The 19,159-nt window shown below is 75.3% G+C and carries 16 protein-coding genes; 6 read left to right on the forward strand and 10 right to left on the reverse strand.

What is annotated here, in order from left to right:
- Positions 1–15: 15 nt before the first annotated feature.
- The 4 genes from IFT77_RS15875 to IFT77_RS15890 are packed head-to-tail and all read right to left on the reverse strand — an operon-like array spanning position 16 to position 3,426.
- Positions 16–882, reverse strand: coding sequence for a carbon-nitrogen hydrolase family protein (locus tag IFT77_RS15875; protein ID WP_192170577.1), 867 nt, complete (start codon positions 880–882; stop codon positions 16–18).
- A gap of 9 nt (positions 883–891) precedes the next feature.
- Positions 892–2,211: an MSMEG_0569 family flavin-dependent oxidoreductase gene (locus IFT77_RS15880; protein WP_197980944.1), complete on the reverse strand. Its 1,320-nt coding sequence runs from the start codon at positions 2,209–2,211 to the stop codon at positions 892–894.
- A complete protein-coding gene (locus tag IFT77_RS15885; protein ID WP_197980961.1) occupies positions 2,208–2,528 on the reverse strand; it encodes an MSMEG_0570 family nitrogen starvation response protein in 321 nt (106 codons plus the stop codon). The genes IFT77_RS15880 and IFT77_RS15885 overlap by 4 nt, the downstream gene beginning before the upstream one ends.
- Before the next feature lies 1 nt (position 2,529).
- Entirely contained in the window at positions 2,530–3,426 is an 897-nt protein-coding gene (locus IFT77_RS15890; protein ID WP_192170579.1) for a carbon-nitrogen hydrolase family protein, read from the reverse strand.
- A 270-nt stretch (positions 3,427–3,696) separates the two neighbouring features.
- On the opposite strand from IFT77_RS15890, the gene IFT77_RS15895 reads away from it, so the two are divergent.
- From IFT77_RS15895 to IFT77_RS15915, 5 genes are all read left to right on the forward strand, one after another.
- On the forward strand, positions 3,697–4,233 hold the full coding sequence (locus IFT77_RS15895; protein ID WP_123547142.1) for an MSMEG_0572/Sll0783 family nitrogen starvation response protein: 537 nt from the start codon (positions 3,697–3,699) through the stop codon (positions 4,231–4,233).
- Positions 4,234–4,245: 12 nt separating this feature from the next.
- Entirely contained in the window at positions 4,246–5,361 is a 1,116-nt protein-coding gene (locus tag IFT77_RS15900; protein ID WP_371741089.1) for an MSMEG_0568 family radical SAM protein, read from the forward strand.
- A gap of 1 nt (position 5,362) precedes the next feature.
- Entirely contained in the window at positions 5,363–6,790 is a 1,428-nt protein-coding gene (locus IFT77_RS15905) for an MSMEG_0567/sll0787 family protein (RefSeq protein WP_197980952.1), read from the forward strand.
- A 250-nt stretch (positions 6,791–7,040) separates the two neighbouring features.
- Positions 7,041–7,808 (forward strand): cohesin domain-containing protein, encoded by a 768-nt coding sequence (locus IFT77_RS15910; protein WP_192042566.1) that lies wholly within the window; start codon positions 7,041–7,043, stop codon positions 7,806–7,808.
- Positions 7,809–7,909: 101 nt separating this feature from the next.
- Positions 7,910–9,793: an amidase family protein gene (locus IFT77_RS15915; RefSeq protein ID WP_371741090.1), complete on the forward strand. Its 1,884-nt coding sequence runs from the start codon at positions 7,910–7,912 to the stop codon at positions 9,791–9,793.
- Positions 9,794–10,139: 346 nt separating this feature from the next.
- Here the strand turns inward: IFT77_RS15915 and IFT77_RS15920 are convergent, their stop codons facing one another.
- Genes IFT77_RS15920 through IFT77_RS15930 form a run of 3 tightly spaced genes read right to left on the reverse strand, consistent with a single transcriptional unit; the run spans position 10,140 to position 13,126 of the window.
- Positions 10,140–10,961: a response regulator gene (locus IFT77_RS15920; protein ID WP_371741091.1), complete on the reverse strand. Its 822-nt coding sequence runs from the start codon at positions 10,959–10,961 to the stop codon at positions 10,140–10,142.
- Complete coding sequence (locus IFT77_RS15925; protein ID WP_192170580.1) at positions 10,958–12,289, reverse strand: sensor histidine kinase; 1,332 nt, start codon at positions 12,287–12,289, stop codon at positions 10,958–10,960. The genes IFT77_RS15920 and IFT77_RS15925 overlap by 4 nt, the downstream gene beginning before the upstream one ends.
- 9 nt (positions 12,290–12,298) lie before the next feature.
- Positions 12,299–13,126, reverse strand: coding sequence for a DUF998 domain-containing protein (locus IFT77_RS15930; RefSeq protein WP_192170581.1), 828 nt, complete (start codon positions 13,124–13,126; stop codon positions 12,299–12,301).
- Between the two features lie 263 nt (positions 13,127–13,389).
- On the opposite strand from IFT77_RS15930, the gene IFT77_RS15935 reads away from it, so the two are divergent.
- The gene (locus IFT77_RS15935; RefSeq protein WP_192170582.1) at positions 13,390–14,007 is read left to right on the forward strand and encodes a hypothetical protein; all 618 of its coding nucleotides are present in this window, start codon (positions 13,390–13,392) and stop codon (positions 14,005–14,007) included.
- 170 nt (positions 14,008–14,177) lie between these two features.
- On the opposite strand, the gene IFT77_RS15940 is transcribed toward IFT77_RS15935, so the two are convergent.
- The 3 genes from IFT77_RS15940 to IFT77_RS15950 are packed head-to-tail and all read right to left on the reverse strand — an operon-like array spanning position 14,178 to position 19,067.
- The gene (locus IFT77_RS15940) at positions 14,178–14,972 is read right to left on the reverse strand and encodes an ATP-binding cassette domain-containing protein (RefSeq protein WP_192170583.1); all 795 of its coding nucleotides are present in this window, start codon (positions 14,970–14,972) and stop codon (positions 14,178–14,180) included.
- Complete coding sequence (locus IFT77_RS15945; protein WP_192170584.1) at positions 14,965–15,837, reverse strand: ABC transporter ATP-binding protein; 873 nt, start codon at positions 15,835–15,837, stop codon at positions 14,965–14,967. The genes IFT77_RS15940 and IFT77_RS15945 overlap by 8 nt, the downstream gene beginning before the upstream one ends.
- Entirely contained in the window at positions 15,834–19,067 is a 3,234-nt protein-coding gene (locus IFT77_RS15950) for an ABC transporter permease (RefSeq protein WP_192170585.1), read from the reverse strand. Before IFT77_RS15950 ends, IFT77_RS15945 begins: the two co-directional genes overlap by 4 nt.
- Between the last annotated feature and the right edge of the window lie 92 nt (positions 19,068–19,159).

A 19,159-nucleotide genomic window follows, 5' to 3' on the forward strand; every position in this document is an offset into this window, starting at 1 on the left:
TCGGTATCGCCAGCATCATCGCAGGCCGTTCTCGTAGGCCGACGGCACGCGCTGCCGCAGGTGGTCCATCGTGCGGCGGGCCCTGGCGGCGTCGGCGGCGACGTCGGCCGTCGCGACGGCCAGGCCGCCCTTGGCCCAGGTCTTCGCGACGATCTCGCCGGCCGGGTCGACGACCTTCGCCTGCCCGAGGAACCTCAGCCCGCCGAGCACCCCCGTCTGGTTCGACGAGACGAGCCAGAGCTGGTTCTCGGCGGCCCGTGCGCAGTCGTAGAGGTCGAAGAGGTGCGCCTGGCGGTCGTTCCGGAGGCGGTCCGACCTCTCCGTGACGCTGGCCGGCCAGGCGCTCAGGCAGACGAGCAGCTCGGCGTCCGCGAGCGCCAGCGTGCGCGACGACTCGGGGAACGTCTTGTCGAAGTCGATCATCATTCCGAGGCGGCCGACGGGGGTGTCGACCGGGACGAACCCGGTGCCGGCCCGGTACACCTCCGACTCGCCGAGCGGCAGGTGCACCTTGCGGTGCGAGCCGAGCACGCGGCCGCCCTGGACGCAGACGGCGCTGTTGTAGCGGACGTCCTCACCCCCCTCGAGGGCACGCTCGGTAACGCCGAAGCAGACCGTCATGTCGGCGGCGAGATCGGCGACGGCCTGCACCTCGGGCCCGTCGATCTCGACCGCCGGCGGCAGCAGCGAGTCGGGACCCGAGGAGGCGCCCCCCGGGTGCACGAGGTCGAGCAGGTACCCGCCCACGGTCGCGTCGGGCAGCACGAGCAGGTCGACGCCGCGGGCGCGCGCCTGCTCGACCATGCCGGGGAGCTTCGCGAGCGTCCGCCCGACGTCGCGGCCGAAGTGCGCGGCGACGGCCCCCATCGTGATCTCGGCCATGGCGTCAGGCTAGCCCGCCGCCACGGCCTCCTCCGCGAGCACCGACTCGTCAGCCCGGCCGGCCCGGCCGGCCCGCGCCGCGATGCTCTCGGCGACGTGAGCGGCGTCGCGGGCGATCGCCTCGAAACGACCCGACCCCCAGGTGTGCAGCCACGGCAGCCCGAGGAAGTGCAGGCCCGGCGCGGTGGTGCTGCCGCGCTGGTGCGTCGGGACGCCGCCTCCGTCGAAGACCCCGACATGCACCCACGACCAGTCCGCCCGGAACCCGGCCGACCAGACGACGCTCGTGATGCCAGCCTCGCGCAGGTCGAGTCGCGTCACCTCGGTCTCGGGTCGCCAGACCGGCACGTAGCGCGGCTCGACGGGCGCGTCGACGCCGGTGCGCTCGATGTGGCGGTCGATGTCGGACTTGATCGACTCCATCACCGAGTCCGCGTGGTCGAGCGACGCCTCCGTCGTCGGGCTGAAGGTGAGGGCGGTGCCCTCGGCGCCGGTCAGCCGGCCGTAGAGCCGCATGCCCTCGAGCGCGAAGGCGCGGAGGTCGATGTCGCGCCCGCCGCCCCGCCCGGTCATGTAGTGGTTCGTCGACTCGCGCTTGGTGAGGCCGCCGACCTGCGCCTGCACCGGGATGTCGTAGACGCCCATGTCGCTCAGCCACGCGATGCAGTCGCGCCCGCGGTAGAAGCGGGCGCAGCGAGGAGCCGAGCCGAGCGCGAGGTGCACCTGGCGCCCGGCGAGGTGCAGGTCCTCGGCGATCTGGGCGCCCGACTGGCCCGAGCCGACGACGAGCACGCCGCCCTCGGGAAGCGCCTGCGGCGAGCGGTAGTCGGCGGAGTGCACCTGCACGACGTCGTCGGACACCCCCGCGGCGACGGCCGGCAGCACCGGGCGGTGGTAGCCGCCGGTGGCGAGCACGACCTGGTCGGCGAGGATCGTGCCCTGGTCGGTGACGACCTCGAAGCCGCCGGCCGCCGCTTCCCGCAGCCGGGTGACGAGCACGCCCTCGACGACGGGGGCGTCGAAGGAGGCGGCGTACCGACGGATCCACGCGTGCACCTCGTCGCGGCCCATGAAGCCGTCGGGGTCGTCGCCGTCGTAGGCGAAGCCCGGCAGCACGCACTGCCAGTTCGGGGTCACGAGCGTGAAGGCGTCCCAGCGACGGTCGATCCAGTCGTGCGCGATCGTGTCGCGCTCGAGGACGACGTGGTCGACGCCCTGGCGCGTCAGGTGCCAGCTGATCGAGAGGCCGGCCTGGCCGCCGCCGACGACGGCGACCTCGACGCGCGTGCCGTCGACGACGCGGCGCGGGGAGCTCACGAGCGCGGTCACCACGACGCTCCTGCAGGAGGCGCGGGCGCGGTCGCCGGGGCAGGCAGCGGCGGGTGCATCTCGAGCACCCGCACCGCGCCTCCTTCGTGCGTCGCCGCGATCGTGGTGATCTCGGCCTGGTGCTGCATCGCGGAGGTGCAGGCGAAGCCGTAGGCCGCGGCGACGCGCTCGCTCGCGATGCGGAGAGCGGTCGTCGAGCGCTCGACGAAGTCGGCGAGCGGGTACTCGGCTCCCGCGGTGAGCCAGTCGTGCACCACGAGGCTCGGCGAGTAGCAGGCGGTCTCGGAACCGTCGGGCCAGCGCACCTGGAACGTCATCTCAGGCACGGGCGAGACTCCTGCCGGCGGCGGAGGCCGCCTCGGCCTCGCCGGTGCGGTACGCGTCGGGCCGCCGGTCGCGCAGGTGGAACATGCCGCCGCGCATCGCCCGGAACGTGCCCTCGACGTCGATCTCGGCGATCGCGAGGCCTGCCTCGAGCAGGGTCGTGGCGAGCACGACGCCGCCGGGGTCGACCACCTTCGCGTTGCCGACGTAGCGGAGCGAGCCGAAGGTGCCGGCCTGGTTCGAGGCGATCCAGAAGACCTGGTTGTCGAGGGCGCGGGCCGTGTCGAGCAGGTTGAAGCGGTAGGTCCAGCGGTCGTCCTGCAGGTTCTCGGCGGTGGCGGTGCGGGCGACGGGCCAGGCCGACATGCTGACGATGATCTCGGCGCCGTCCAGCGCCAGCGACCGGGCCGCCTCCGGGAACGCCTTGTCGTAGCAGATCTGCATGCCGAGGCGGCCGACGGGGGTGTCGAAGGCCTCGTAGACGTCGCCTGCCGAGTACGACATCGCCTCTCCGAGGGGCTGGTGCACCTTGCGGTACGAGCCGTAGATCCGCGTGCCGTCGAGGCAGACCGCGGCGTTGTAGCGCGTCTCGCCGTCGTCGGCGAGCTCGCAGAAGCCGATGCAGACGACCATGTCGCCGACGATCTGCTGCACGCGGCGGAGCTCGGGGCCGTCGAGCGCGACCGCCGGCGGCAGCGAGCGCGTCGTCGTCTTGAGGGTGTCGCCGTGGTTGCCGAGCGACGACAGGTAGCCGCCGATCGCGGCCTCGGGGAAGACGAGCAGCTGCACGCCAGCCGCCCTCGCCTCGCCGACGAGGGTCTCGATGAGCTCGTAGTTCTGGTCGAGGTCCCGGGTGAAGTTCGCCGAGACGGCGGCGACGGTCGTCGACATCGTGTCTCCTCTGGTCGGTGGAGGCGGTGGCGCAGGTTCCTGCGGTGCGTCCATCAGAAGCCAGGAGCTGTTTCCGATTGGTTACAGCCGGAATAAGAACTCGTGTCGCAGGTCGCGGCCGCGATAGAGAGGCACGATCTGCGCCGCCGAAACAAAACGGCGAATCCTCGTAATCCGCCTGCAACACGGCGGTCGAAGACTCGGGACCAGATCCAGGCACCGCAGTTCGACCGGCACCGTCTCGTCCCGACCCCGCAAGGAGCCCGCACCATGAGCGACAACGACATCGACTTCGACCAGCAGGTCCTCGACAACATCGAGATCTCCCGCAACGAGATCGCGCACCCCTCGCTGCCGAAGGGGAGCAACATCTACGGCTCGACCAAGATCTTCCCCGACTACACGGCCACGAAGGACGAGCACTACTTCCAGCTCGTGCACGGCATCGCCCACGAGTCGTCGGTGAGCTTCGTCGCCGTGCTGCAGGCGACCAGGGCCCTCCGCAAGGGCTTCACGAGCGTGCTCTACTTCTACGGCCCCGGCTCGATGAACTGCATCGCCAACCGCGGGTTCCCGACGACGGGCTCGGACGGGTTCCCCGGCGAGAACAACATCAACAACGCGCTCGAGACGTTCATCGCCGAGGGCGGGACGGTGTTCTGCTGTCGCTTCGGCCTCGCGCTGCACGGCAACCGCGAGGAGGACCTGATCGCCGGCGTGATCCCGTGCCACCCCCTCGACGTGCAGGACGCCGTCATCCACTACGCCCGCAAGGGCGCCATCATCAACAGCACCTACATGGTCTGAGCCGGTGACCGCGTGACGATCACGAACGAGCCGCAGGCCCCCGCGCGCGGTGCCGTCGGCATCTCGAACGGCGGGGCGCTCTCCACCCGCGTCGACGTCGCCATCCGCGGCATCCGGGTCGCCGCCCCCGTGCACCGGGAAGGAGGCGCTGGTCCGAGCGACGACGGACACGTGCTGTTCCAGGGCCTGCAGTCCGCGATCCCGCAGAGCCAGGACAGCCCGTACCTCGTCGACGACGGGCGACTGCTGCTCGACGGCGAGGACACGGGCATCGAGGTCACGCCGGTGGCCCGCCCCCGGTTCTACGACCTGGCGACGGCGGACGGCGTCTCCTACGAGGCGATCGCGCGCCTCCACGGGGCCAAGGTGCTGGCGACCACCGTCGTCCAGACCTGCGTGCGCTACGACGTCGCCGAGCGCTGCCGGTTCTGCTCGATCGAGGAGTCGCTGAACTCCGGCTCGACCGTGGCCGTCAAGACGCCGTCGATGATCGCGGAGGTGGCCGAGGCCGCCTGGCGACTGGACGGCGTCGAGCAGATGGTGATGACCACCGGCACCTCGAAGGGGCGCGACCGCGGCGCGACCCACCTGGCTCGGTGCGTGCGCGCCATCAAGGCCGTGGTGCCCGAGCTCGAGATCCAGGTGCAGTGCGAGCCGCCGGGCGACCTCGCGACGATCACCGACCTGTACGAGGCCGGCGCGCGCTCGATCGGCATCCACGTCGAGTCGATGGACGACGACGTGCGCCGCCGCTGGATGCCGGGCAAGTCGCGCGTGTCGATGGACGAGTACCGGGCCGCCTGGCGCGAGGCCGTCCGCGTCTTCGGCCGCAACCAGGTCTCGACCTACCTGCTCGTCGGCCTCGGCGAGGACCCGGACGAGATGGTCGCCGGCGCCCAGGAGCTGATCGACATGGGCGTCTACCCGTTCATCGTCCCGTTCCGGCCGCTGCGCGGGACCCTCGCGACCGACGTCGACCACGTGCCCGCGCCGCACGGCTCGGTGCTGCACGACATCACCTTCCGGGTGTCGGAGGCGCTGATCGCGGCCGGCATGAAGGGCACCGACCAGAAGGCCGGCTGCGCGGCCTGCGGCGCGTGCTCGGCGCTGCAGACGGCCGGGGGCTGAGGTGGCGCTGCTCGACGTGCCCGCCCTGATGGGGCCGCGGGTCGTCGCGCCGCCCGCCGCGGAGTTCATCGTGGGGGTCGCCGACCGCGCCGAGGTCGAGGCGTACCGACGGCTGCGGCGCGACGCGTTCGTCGACGAGCAGGGGCTCTTCGAGGGCACCGACCGCGACGAGCTCGACGACGACCCGCGCACCGTCGTGCTCGTCGCCCGGGCCGGCGGAGGCGTCGTCGGCGGGGTGCGCCTGGCGCCCGTCGGCTCGGAGGACATCGGCTGGTGGACGGGTTCGCGGCTCGTCGTCGCGCCGTCGGCCCGGAGCGCCCTCGGCGTCGGGTCGGCACTCGTCCGGGCCGCGTCGGCGCTCGCCGAGCAGCTCGGGGTGCTCCGCTTCGACGCGACCGTCCAGGTGCGCTCGTCGGTGCTGTTCCGGCGTCTCGGCTGGGAGCAGACCGGCCGCTGCGTGATCGGCGGCGTCGACCACCTCCGGATGCGCTGGCCGATCGACCGGCACCAGCGGCTCGTCGACGCGACGAAGTCGGTGCTCGAGGCCGTGCTCGAGCCGCACACCGCGTGGGCGGCTTCGCCCGACGGATCACTGGGAGGCGCGGGCTGGGTCGGCGACGACGGGGCGCCCGTGCCGGGCACCGACGTCGTCGCGGCCTGCGACGCGATCCTGCCCTCGATGGTCGAGCGCGACCCGGAGTGGGCCGGCTGGTGCGGCGTGCTCGTCAACGTGAACGACCTCAGCGCGATGGGCGCCGCGCCCGTCGGGCTGCTGGACGCGGTGGCGGGCCGCGACGCCGCATTCGTCCGACGGGTGCTCGCCGGGGTGCGCCGCGGCGCCGAGGCCTGGGGCGTGCCGCTGCTCGGCGGCCACACGCAGGTCGGGGTGCCGGCCGCGCTCAGCGTCACGGCGCTCGGACGGACGGCCCATCCCGTGCCGGGCGGCGGCGGCCGGTACGGCGACGCCCTCAGCCTCACGGTCGACGTGAGCGGCTCGTGGCGCGAGGGGCACCACGGCAGCCAGTGGAACTCGACCGAGGGGCGCCGCTCGCACGAGCTGCGCGACCTCGCGGGCACCGTCGCGCGGGCACGGCCCGCCGCGGCGAAGGACGTCAGCATGGCCGGCATCGTCGGCACCGTGGGGATGCTCGCGGAGGCCAGCGGGTACGGCGCTGTCGTCGACGTGGCGTCCGTGCCGAGGCCGGGCGGCGCCTCCTCGGGGGTGACCGTGGGGGACTGGCTGAGCTGCTTCCCCGGGTTCGGCATGGTGACGGCCGACCGGCCCGGGGAGTCGCGGATGCACTCGCCGTACGCGGAGACGGCCGAGATCGGCGAACTGTCGCTGCGGCGTGGGGTCGACCTGCGCTGGCCCGACGGCGAGGTCACGCGTGCGGTCGGCGGCGGCGTGACGGGGCTCGGCCCCGCCTGAGCTCGCGCGCTGCTGCTCGGCGACACCCGACGGGAAACACGACCGTAACGACACTGTGCGTCTGCTCGAAACACCCCATGAATACGGTGTGGATCGTGTGATCCACACGAGCGGACCGACGGCGATCTGCGAGGCACGAGGCCGTCCCGTCGGCCCCGTCGAGCAGCCCGGCCGCGCGTCGGACCAGCGTCCCCCTGCCCCGCAGTCGACGGCGAGCCGCGCTCGACCTCGACCGAAGGAACCTGCCCCGATGCAGCACACCACCCGGCGCCTCGTGCGCCCCCGGACGGCCCTGGCCACCGGCGCCCTCGCCGTCGGCCTCGTCGCCCTCGGGAGCGCTCCGGCCCTCGCCGCGCCCGCCCCGATCGCGCCCGGCATCACCGCCGCGTCGGTCACCGCTCCCGCCGCGGCCACGGTCGGCGACGTCGTCGACGCGTCGGTCGCGCTGACCGGCACCAGCGACGTCTACGCCTACGAGCTCGTGGTCGAGTACGACCCCGCCGTGCTCGACTACGTCGACGGCAGCGCGACCGCGCCCGACGGCGGCTTCGACGCCGTCGACGAGCAGGACGGCACCCTCACCGTCACGCACACCCGGCTCGGCACCTCGCCCGGGCTCGCGGGCGACCTCGCCGTCGACCTGCAGTTCGCCGCGATCGGCGCCGGCGACGGCACGCTCGACCTCGCCTCGGTCACGCTCGTCTCCGAGGACGGGCTGACGACGACGCTCGCGGCGCCGTCCACGGCGCCCCTCGCGGTGACCGCCGCGGCAGTACCCCCGGTCGACCCGGCACCCGTGCCGGTACCCGACCCGAGCACCCCCGCAGGAGGCGGCACCGCGCCGGTGCCCTCGCCCACGTCCGGCGCGACCGGCGCCTCCTCGTCCTCGGGTCCCCTGGCCTTCACGGGCTCGGACGCGTTCCCGGGGATCCTCGCGGGCGCCGCCGTGCTGCTCGCCGGCATCGCCGCCGTGGTCGTCGCCCAGGTGCGCCGCCGCCGCTCGGCGGGCACCCGATGAGCGCGCTCCGCCCCGGCGCTCGCCATGCGCCGCTCCGTGCCGACTCGCCCGGCCACGTCTCGCCCGCCCCCGACTCGACCAGCCACAGGAGGACCTCCCTCGTGCCATCCACCCGACGCCGCGCCCTCGCCGCGACGACCGTCACCTGCGCCCTCGCGCTCGGCGGGCTCGTGGCCGTCCCGGCCGCGAACGCCGTGAACACCGCCGACGCAGCCGCAGCGGCCGCCGCGGCAGCGCCCGCGCCCGCCGCCGGCACGTTCCTCGCCCCGTACTGGGTCGAGCTCGACCTGACCGGCGACCGCCAGGTGACGGCCGACGACCTCGAGGTGCTGAGCTCCGCGTTCGGGGCGACCAGCGCCTCCTCGGCGTGGGACCAGGTCGAGGTCGCCGACACGGACGCCGACGGCGTCATCACGATCACTGACGTCGCCGCCCTGTCGCAGCGCATCGTCTACGACGACGGCCCCTTCGAGATCGTCGAGGCGTCGGTCGTCGAGATGCAGGCCGCCATGAACGCCGGGGTCACGACCTCGGTCGAGCTCACCCAGGACTACCTCGACCGCATCGCCGCCTACGACACGGCCAAGGTCGACCCGGCGTCGAACGGGCGCCCGCTGCGCTCGATCATCACGACCAGCGGGGTCGCGCTCGCCGCGGCCGCCGAGGCCGACGCGACCCGCGCCTCCGACGGGATGACCGACATGCTGCTCGGCGTGCCGATCGCGGTGAAGGACAACTACGACACGGTCGACATGCCGACCACCGGCGGCTGCGGCTGCTGGGACGGCAACCAGACCAGCACCGACGCGACGATGGTCGCGGGGCTGCGGGCGTCCGGTGCCGTGATCCTCGCGAAGGCGAGCCTCGACGAGTTCGCGTTCGGCTTCGCGTCCGAGTTCTCGTCGTACCAGCCCGCCGGCACGAGCACGCTCGTCGCCAGCCCGTACGTCACCAGCCAGACGGCCGGCGGCTCGAGCGGCGGCACCGGCGCGGCGATCGCGGCGAACCTCGCCGGCATCGGGTTCGGCACCGACACGGGCGGCTCGATCCGCATCCCGTCGTCGTACAACCAGCTCGTCGGCGTCCGTCCCACCGTGGGACTCGCCAGCCGTGACGGCATCATCCCCCTGGCGCTCACGCAGGACACCGGAGGCCCGATCGCCCGCACCGTCACCGACGCCGCCGTGGCGCTCGACTCCGTGACCGGCGTGGACGCCGCGGACCCGGTCACGAGCGAGCAGCAGGGCCTCGTGCCGGAGTCGTACACGAGCTTCCTCGACGCGGACGCCCTCGCCGGCACCCGCATCGGCTACGTGACGTCGATGGTCAGCACGAACCGGACCACCGCCCGGCTCTTCGCGGATGCGCTGGTGACCCTGCAGGCGCAGGGCGCGACGATCGTCCCGATCGCGACCCCGCCGAGCGGCTTCGCCGCCGTGCTCGCCGAGGGCAGCGGCAGCACGAACGAGTTCAAGCACGACCTCGACGCCTACGTCGCGAAGCACCTCGCGCCGAACGTCGAGGCGCGCTCGCTGCAGGGCGTCCTGGCTTCCGGCAAGTACGTCCCGTCGCGGGCCGGCACCTACCGGTCTCGCGACGCCGTCACCGAGGCGACCTACCAGGGGTGGGCAGGCCCGACCGGCACGCACACCACGGCCATCGCGAACGGGCACACCCTGGTCACGGCGATGCTGGACGATCAGGACCTCGACACGCTGATCTACCCGTCGGGCAACCCCTACTCGTCGTTCAGCACGAACATGCGGCTGAGCCCGAACACGGGCATGCCGGCCGTGACGGTGCCGATGGGGCAGGCGACCGCCGAGGACGGCACCGTCACCGGCGCCGGCGTCAACCTCGAGTTCCTCGGGCGGGACTACGCCGAGGGCGACCTGCTCGGCCTCGCCTACGCGTTCGAGCAGGCCACGGGTCCGTCGCAGTCGCGCACGTCGCCGACGTACTACGGCCCGCTGCCGGCAGGCTGACCGCAGGAGGCGCGGGTCCCGTCCGCAGGACGGGGCCCGTTCCTGCGCCCTCCGTGCACCCCTCGGACCCGCGCGCACCCCTCGGCGCCCTCGAGGGTGCGCGCGGGTTCCGCGGGTGCGGGGCCCGGCGCGACACGTCGATGCTCGGCGAGACCGCCTGCGCCGCGAGCTACACCCCTGATCCAGCGCTACACCCTCGGAACGTGGGGTGTGGTGCGGGTTCCGGGGTGTAGCTCGTGCCCATGAGCTGCCGCTGCGCGCAGACCCTCCGAATCCGCATGGCCCCCTCCGCGCGCTTGAGGGTGTGTGCGGATTCCGCGGGTGCGGGTGCGGCGGCGGCGCGGGCTCAGACGAGCCCGTGCTCGTAGGCGAGGATCACGACCTGCACGCGGTCGCGCAGGTCGAGCTTGGCGAGCACGCGGCCCACGTGCGTCTTGACCGTGGACTCGCTGACGACCAGCCGCGCGGCGATCTCGGCGTTGTTGAGGCCCTGCGCGACCGCGAGGAACACGTCGTGCTCGCGCTCGGTGAGCGCGGCGAACGGGCTCGGGGTGCCGACGCCGGCGGCTGCATCGTGCGCACCGCGGCCCCCGGCGCCCGCGCCCGACCCGGCGCCCGCGCCCGACCCGGCGCCCGCGCCCGACCCGGCGCCCGCGCCCGACCCGGCGCCCGCACCCGCACCTGCCCCCGGACCGCCGCCTCCGCCCGCCCCGCCCGCCCCGCCCGCGCCGCCGCGGGGCAGCCGCGGCAGCGCCAGGTCGAGCACCGCGCGCGTGACCCGCGGCGAGACGACGGCGTCGCCTGCGGCGACCGCTCGGATGCCGGCGAGCAGCTCGGCGCGGGGCGCGCTCTTCACGAGGAACCCGCTCGCCCCTGCCCGGAGCCCTGCGAACGCGTGCTCGTCGAGGTCGAACGTCGTGAGGATGAGCACCCGGCTCGCCGGCGTCTCGCGGACGATCCGTCGGGTGGCCTCGATGCCGCCGATCCCGGGCATGCGGACGTCCATGACGACGACGTCGGGCGACAGGTCCGCGGTCAGGACGACCGCTTCCTCTCCGGTCGCCGACTCGCCGACGACGACGAGGTCGTCGGTCGAGTCCACGATCATCGCCATGCCGCGTCGGACCAGCTCCTGGTCGTCGACGAGCAGGATCCTGGTGTCGGTCACCGCGCCTCCTCCGTGTCGGTCAGCACGACGGCGACGCGCCAGCCGCCGCCGCTGCCGCCACCGTCTTGCAGCGGGCCCGCCTCGACGGTGCCGCCGTACATCCTCGCGCGCTCGCGCATGCCGACGAGGCCGCGGCCGGCCCCCGTGAGCCGGGGAGCGGCGCCGTCCCCGTCGGCCCGGTCCGCCCCGTCTGTCGCGCCCGCCCCGAGGCCGACCCCGTCGTCGGTCACCGTCACCACCACCTGCTCGCCCCAGTCGAGCTCGACGAGCACCCGGCTCGGCGATCTCGCGTGTCGAAGGGCGTTGGTCAGCGACTCCTGCACGATGCGGTGCACGGCGGTCTGCAGCGCCTCGGAGGCGGCAGGCACGCCCCGGGACTCGACCACCACCGGCAGCCCCGCGGCCCGGAACGAGGCCACGAGCTCGGGCAGCTGGTCGATCCCGGGCTGGGGCTGCGCCGAGAGCCCGGCGCCGGGGGCTGCCGCCGACGTGGCGACGCCGCCATCGACGCCGGCGCCGGGGGCTGTCGCCGTCGACGCGTCGTCGTCGTCGTCGCCCAGCGCCCCGAGCAGTCGACGCATGTCGCCGAGCGACCGCCGGCCGACCTGCACGATCTCGACCACCGCCTCCTGCGACCTGGCCGGGTCCTTGCGGGCGAGGGCGTCGGCGCCCTCCGCGAGCGTGACCATCACGGAGATCCCGTGCGAGACGATGTCGTGGACCTCACGGGTGATGCGCGCCCGCTCGGCCGCCGTGGCGAGCCGTGCCTGCTGGTCACGCTCGCGCTCCAGGCGCTCGGCCCGCTCGACCAGCGCCTCCAGCCGGCGGCGACGGGAGCCGACGTCGACCCCGATCAGCACTGCGACGAGGGCGAGCAGCACCGTGACGACGGAGGCGCCCGTCGCGTCGCCGAGGACGACCGTCGACAGGGCCGACACCCCCGCTCCGACGAGGACCGAGACGCCGAGGCCGATCCAGGCGGCCCGGACCGAGCGGTGCACGGCGAGGGCGTAGAGCGCGAGGCAGGTGCCGAGCGGGTCGACGCCGAAGTCGACGAGGGCCGCGACGGCCGTGGCGACGGTCACGACCGCGAAGGTCAGCCAGGGGCGTCGGCGTCGCACGAGCAGTGCGGCGGCCGAGAGGACGAGGCCTGCCCCGAGCACGACGTCGACGCCGAGCGGGCGGCCGTCGCCGGTGGCGAGCCAGACGAGGGCGAGGCTCGTCCCGCTGACGAGAAGGTAGCCGAGGGCGACGAGGGCGTCCACCACGGCGGGGCGCGACACGGCCCAGCGGCGCACGGCGCCCGGCGGGCGGGGGCTGTCGGGCATGCTCCGACTCTACGCAGCGGCCCGGACGGAGGCGTAGGCGCGGTCGGCGTCCCCGTGGCCGGAGCCCAGCGTCGAGACCCCCAGCACGATCAGCCAGCCGATCGCGATCGTCGTCGCCACGAGCTCGAGGACGCCGCCGACGTCGGTCCCGACGCGCAGCAGCGAGAGCAGGCCGCCCGTCGCCGCGATCAGCGCCACCGAGACGCCGCTGGTCATCGAGAGCACCCGCAGCCGGCCACGACCGGCGACGAACGAGGCCTGCAGCATCGCGACGCAGGCCGCCGCGAAGGCGAGCACGGCCGACGTGGTGTGGACGAGGTCCTGCACCGTGAACGTCGAGCCGACCGGCAGCGGGCAGCCCGCCGTGCAGGGCACCTGCGACGCCACCAGGAACAGCCCCGATGCGGCGACGATCGACGTCGACACCGTCCAGGCCCCGAGGAGGCGCCCGGCAGCCCGCGTGCCCTTCCCGGCCTGCGTGCCCCGTCCGGCCTGCGTGCCCCGCCCGGCCCGTGCAGCGCGCAGGCCCCGCCCGGCCCACGCGACGAGCAGCCCGCCCGCGACCACCAGCAGCAGCGCCGCCTCGAACAGCGCGGCCGTGGGCTCGCCGTCGGCCCCGAGCTCGCTGACGTAGACGGGCCGGTCGACCCGGCTGCGCGCGACCCAGATCAGCACGAGCGCGACGGTGGTGAGGGCGCTGCCGGCGACCGCCGCGGCGGTGCGCACGGCGGTCTCGGCGGTGGCGCGCGAGACCCCGGTGCGGCCGGTGGCGGACGCGGTCGCGCCGCCGGCAGGACGGGCGGGAGACGGTGAGGGGCGGGACACGGTGGAGGCCATGTCCCGACGCTAAGAAGACCCCTGCCCCGCCCGCGTCGGACCCTGGTGCACGCCTGAGGCGGGCGTAGCACCTGGGTACCACGCGCCTCCTCGGCACCTCTCGCGTGGCGCAGGCGTCGTGGGACGGCGTGGGCACGGGCCCGCCCCTGTCCCGTCCCACGACGCCGTCCTCGTCCCACGACGCCGTCCTCGTGCGACGGGCCCGGCGTGGCAGACGGCGAGGACGTGCTGGCGCGGCGCTCGGCGGCGTGGTGAGGTGGGGCATGTCCTTCTTCCCCGAGGTGTCCCCGGTCGACGACGACGAGCTGCCCGAGGCGTGGGTCCCGCCGGCCTGGACACAGCCTCCCGCGGGCTGGTTGCCCGGCCGACTGGCCGAGGCCGCCCTTCTCGCGCGCACGGACGAGGTCGCGGTCGCCGTGACGGGCGTCACGGCGCACCCCTCCGGCGTCGGCATCGAGCTGCAGTCGACCCTGAGGAACCCGGGCCAGGGCCGGCGCGCGTGGGCCGTCCTGGTCGACCGCTTCGAGGGCGGGCGCTTCCGGCCCGGCCTCGCGGACGAGACGGCAGGCCTCCGCTTCGGCGTCCAGCTCGCCGACGGCAGCACGGCGATCGCCGACATGGGCCACGGCTTCGGCGGCCACGGGGGCCACAACGAGGTGCCGGTCGGCCCCGTGCTGACGTTCGCGCCCCAGGGCGGCCAGGGCGACGACCGTCTCATGACGAGCACCGGCACCCTGTGGCTGTGGCCCCTGCCCGCCGACGGGCCCCTTGAGCTCGTGCTCGCCTGGCCCGAGTTCGGCGTCCCCGAGACGCGGCACCGCTTCGAGCACCTCGAGCTCGACGCCGCCGCCCGCCGGGCACAGCCCCTCTGGGAGGCCTGAGGGCCCGCCTGCTGCTCACACCCCCGACGGTGCAGCACACCCCCGAATTCGGGGGTGCGCTGCACCACAGGGGGTGTGCGGGTGTGCGGGTGTGCGGGTGTGCGGGTGTGCGGGCGACGGGCGCGGGTGCGCGGCGGGCGAGCGCAGGAGGTGCGGGCCGGCCGGGCAGGTCAGCGCACGCTGAGCAGGGCGACGCCTTCGCGCGCGACGTCGTCGGGCGAGCCCGCGCTGAGCACGGCGGCGCCGTCGCGGCGGGCGGCGTCGACGACGTCCCACACGACCGCCGCGCTGCCCGGGTCGAGCTCGCTCGTGGGGTCGTCGAGGCAGAGCACCGCGGGCCGTCCCGCCAGGGCGCGCGCGACGGCGACCCGCTGCTGCTGCCCGCCCGAGAGCTGCTCGAGCAGGTTGTGCCAGCTCGCCTCGGGGACGCCGAGGCCGTCGAGCAGCTGCTCGACCTCGGTCCAGGAGGCGAGTGCCCCGGGCGTGCGGGCGAGGAGCGGCAGGGCGACGTTCTCCGCCGCGGTGAGCGAGCCGAGCAGCTCGTGCTGACGCGTCACGAGGCCGACGTCGGTGCGCCCGGGGCGGCCGCTGCCGCTGCCGCTGCGGTCGCTGGCACCCGCGCCGTCCCCGCCCCCGTCCCCGAACAGCACCTGTCCGGCGAGCGGCCGCTCGAGCCCGGCGACCACGCGCAGCACCGCCGAGGGCACCCCGTCGGGGTCGCCGAGCAGCACGGCGGCCTCGCCCCGCGAGAGGACGAGGTCGACCGGGGCCGAGGGGGAGCCGTCGGGACGACGCACGACGAGCCCGACGAGGCGCAGCGCGGGGGAGCCGACCCGCGCCTCCTCGGCGGAGAGCCCCGCCCGGACCGGCTGCCCCACTTGCTCCGGCTGCCCCGCTTGCTCCGACGGCACCGCACCCGGACCCGCGCCCGCACTCGCGCCCGCACCCGCATCGCGCTCACTCATGCCCCGCGCCTCCCGTCGTCCTGCGGCCCGACCTGCCGCCCGCCTCGTCGACCCGGCGCACGCGCAGCTCGCCGGGCGCCACCTCCTCGACCGAGACGAGCGCCCCGTCCGACCAGTCGGCCCGCAGGGCCTGCGGCAGCTGCAGCGAGCCGTCGGTGCCGACGACGGACCAGCGCCCCTCGGCGGTCGCCTCCTCGCCGACGCGCCCGTCGCGGAGGTGCACCATGCGCTGCATCCGCGCGGCGACGGCGTCGTCGTGGGTGACGACGAGCACGGCCGTGCCCGCCTCCGACGTGGTCTCGACGAGCAGGTCGAGCAGGGCGTCGCGCGCCTCCGGCCCGAGCCTGCTCGTGGGCTCGTCGGCGAGCAGCAGGCGCGGGCGCGGGGCCAGGGCCACGGCCAGCGCGACGACCTGCTGCTCGGTCGGCGTGAGCTCTCCGACCGGTCGTCGGTCGCCGACGAGCCCGGCGGCGCGCAGCACGCGTCGGCCGACGCGGAGATCGTCCCGCTCGCGGCTGCCCACGGCCCAGGCGACGTTGCCGACGGCGTCGTCGTGCAGGAGGAGGTTGGCCGGGGCTCCCTGCATCATCAGGCCCAGCGTCCCACGGCGCAGGCGGGTGATCGTGCTCGCGCGCGCGGTCGCCAGGTCGGTGCCGAACACCTCGGCCCGGCCGGCGGACGGCCGCGTCACTCCCGCGACGATCGAGAGCAGCGTCGACTTGCCCGAGCCCGACGGGCCGAGCACGGCGACGCGCTGCCCGGCGGGCACGACGAGGTCGACGCCGCGCAGGGCGGCGACGTCGGTGCCGGCCTCGCGGTACACGTGCACGAGCCCGCGGCAGAGCAGGGCGAGGTCGTCGTTCATCGAGGCTCCTCCTCGGGGCCGAGCTCGGGCCCGCTGTGCTGGGGCCCGCCGAGCTCGCGCCGGCTGCGCTCGGGCCCGCCGAGCTCGCGCCCGCCGAGCTCGGGCCCGCTGCGCTCGGGCCCGACCGTTCCGCTCCCGCTGAGCTCGACGCGCGCCGCGACGCCGGCCACGCCCGCGAGCAGCGCCAGAGTGCCGACGACGAGCAGCACGAGAGGCCCCCACGACGGCACGAGGTCGGGCGGCGGCGTCCGCCCCGAGCCCACGACGAGCGGCAGCCGCGACACGGTCAGCAGGTACGCGACCAGCCCGGCCGCCCCGCCGAGCACCGTGCCGACCGCGGGAGGCAGGAACACCTCGAGGGCCGCCGCCTGCCGCAGCCGTCGTCGGGGCACCCCGGCCGACTCGAGCGCCGCCCGGTCGCCCCGGCGCGACGGCGCCGAGACGACGCGCGCGGCCACGGTCGCGGCGAGCGTCAGCAGCAGGGCGGCGGCTCCCACCACGAGGGCCAACGAGGAGGCGCGGGTCGGCGACGCGTGCCGGTACCCGGCCGTCACCTCCTGCAGGGTCCTGGTGCCGACGACCTCGACGCCCTGGTCGGACAGGGCCGAGACGACCCGCGCCTCCTCGGCGCTCGTCATCGGCGCGAGCCACACCTCGTGCTCGGCCTCGGACGCGCCGGGATCGCTCACCCGGTCGAGCAGCGGGAGGTCGACGAGGATCCCCTCGCCACCGATGCGCGGCAGGACCCGGGCGTGGCCGACCTGGGCGAGCACGCGCGACGTCAGGTCGGGGGCGACACCGACGAGGCCGCCCTCCACCCCGGCGAACGGGGTCGTCGCGGTGCCGTCGGCGACGACGACCGGCAGCGGCTCGGGCGCGTCGAGCGGCGCGATCGACGCCGTGTTGCCGCCCTGCTGGTCGAGGAACGACAGCGCCAGCCCGGGAACTGCGCCGCCACGGTCGACCGCATCGGCGATCGCGGTCGTTGCCGGGCGGGTGGGGTCGACGGCCTCGCCGACGCGGTCGCGCCACCGGTCGGGGGCGAGCCAGTCGGCGGTGTCGGCCGCCGCCTCCTGGTCGGTCGAGATGCCGGTCACGGTGAGGGCGACGCCGAAGGTCGGGGTGGTCGCGCGCGAGCTGGTGACGCCGAGCCAGACGACCCGGCAGCCGGCCTCGCACGGGAACCGGCCGGGCACGCTCGTCAGGGTGCCGTCGCGCGGGTCGCCGAGGTCGACCGTGTGCCAGCCGTCGGCCGCCTGCACCACCACGCGGAGCGACACGTCGGCGAGGTCGGTCGGGAACCCCTCGACGGTGAGCCCCTGCGGCGCGATCGTCGTCACGTCGGCGACGTCGAGCGACAGGCTCGAGCCGGTCAGCACGAACGAGTCGCCGACCGGCGGGGCGAGCAGCTCGGCCAGGCGGTCCGGGGTGCCGGCGGAGCTCCAGCCGGCCGACCAGGCGGACACCGCGCCGAGGCGCTCCGTGTCGACGGCGACGATGCGGCCGACGCCCTGGCCGCGGCGCAGCACGTCGACGGCCATCGCCCGGTCGCCGTCCGGATCCGCGGCGCGGACCGCGTCGACGACGTCGACGTCGTCGCGGACGCCCACGCTCAGCACGGTCGAGGCCCCCACGGAGGCGCGGGCCCGGTCGACCTGCAGCCGGTCGGCCGTCACGGCGACCTGGCTCGCCCAGCCGGTGACGGCCACGCCGAGGCAGACGAGCACGGCCGCGGTGAGCACCGACGGCGTCCGGCCGAGCCGTCGCGTGACGAGCAGCGCGCGGAGCGAGCGGGGCGGTCGTCGGGCCGAGCGGCCGGCGAGCAGGGCGACGAGCCGGAGGGCGCCGACGCCGACGAGCACGGCGACGAGGCTGGGCGCGAGCAGCGCGACGCCCGGGCCGGGGGCCTCGCCCTGCGTGACCAGCGCGACGAGCACGGTCACGGTGACGAGCGCGAGGCCGGCCTGCACGACGACGCCGAGCCGCCCGAGCCGCCGCGGGTCGGCCGACCCGCCGAGCAGCTGGTCGAGGGGCACCCGCGCCGAGCGCAGGCTCGCCACGCCGAGCGCGACGAGCGACCCCACGAGTGCCGAGGAGGCGGCGCCCACCACGAGCGGACTGGTCGGCTCCACGTGCACCTCGTCGCCCAGCCAGGCCCGGGCCGCGACGGCGGCGGAGCCCCAGCCGGCCAGCGCCCCGAGCACCGCGCCGAGCACGACGGCCAGGGCGGGCTCGGTGAAGACCGTCGCGAGCCAGCGACCGCGCGTCAGGCCGCGCAGCCGGGCGAGGCCCCACTCGGCCGAGCGGACGCGGGCGAGGCGCTGCACGACGAGCGCGACCGCGAACCAGGCGAGCGCGAGGGCCTGCAGCGCCGTGGCCGCGGCGATGACGGCTGCGGCGTCGGCCTGGCGGTCGACGGCGCCGAGCACGCCGGTGAGGCCGGTGCGCAGGCTGGCACGGGCGGCGGCGCCGTCCGTGCCGAGGGTCGCCTCCTCGAGGGCAGCGGCGTCGGCACGGACCCGGGCCACGTCGTCGAGGGCCAGCGGACGGGACGGGACGAGTGCGGCGTAGACCTTGGCGTTCAGCAGCAAGGCGTCGAAGCCGTCCGACGTCACCACGAGGTCGTCGGCGCTCGGGACGTCGACCCGCACAGCGCGCGAGGGGGCGGCGAAGAACCGGCCGTCGTCCCGCGTCGGGTCGTAGCGCCCGCTGACGGTCAGCTCGACCTGGTCGCCGTCCGTGACGACCGTGAGGACGTCGCCGACGGCCACGCCCTCGACGGCCGACGACACCATGACCTGGTCGCTGCCGACAGGGCAGGCGCCCTTGTCGAGCACGGTGTCGCCGCAGTCGTCGCGGAAGAGGCTCGACACGCGGGCGCCGCCCGTCACGTCCGCGTCGCTCGCCGACGTCCAGAGCACGTCGGCGGCCGACTCCGCCGCCACCACGGGGGCACGCCACACGGGGCCCGCGTCGACCGACTCGACGACGTCGCGGCCGTTCGACATCCCCACGAGGGTCGAGTCGCCATAGAGGTCGGAGACGACGACGAGGCTGAGCTCGTCGACCCGCGACAGCGCGGTCGCCTCGGCGAGGCCCTGCTGCTGGACGGCCCGGAGCAGCATCGGCGCCAGCACCGAGATCAGCACGGCGAGGGCCGAGAGCACGACGAGGGAGGCGGCGCCCGCCGGGCGGCGGCGCACGCTCGTGACCCAGGCGGGACGAGCCACCGGCACCTCCTCGTGCGGTCGTGGACGAGCAGACACTACCGCCGAACGGTGCCGACGCTGCACGTTCCCGGCGTGGGCGCGCGCGCTAGCCT

This window comes from Frigoribacterium sp. CFBP 13729, from assembly GCF_014841875.1.
Lineage (GTDB): Bacteria > Actinomycetota > Actinomycetes > Actinomycetales > Microbacteriaceae > Frigoribacterium.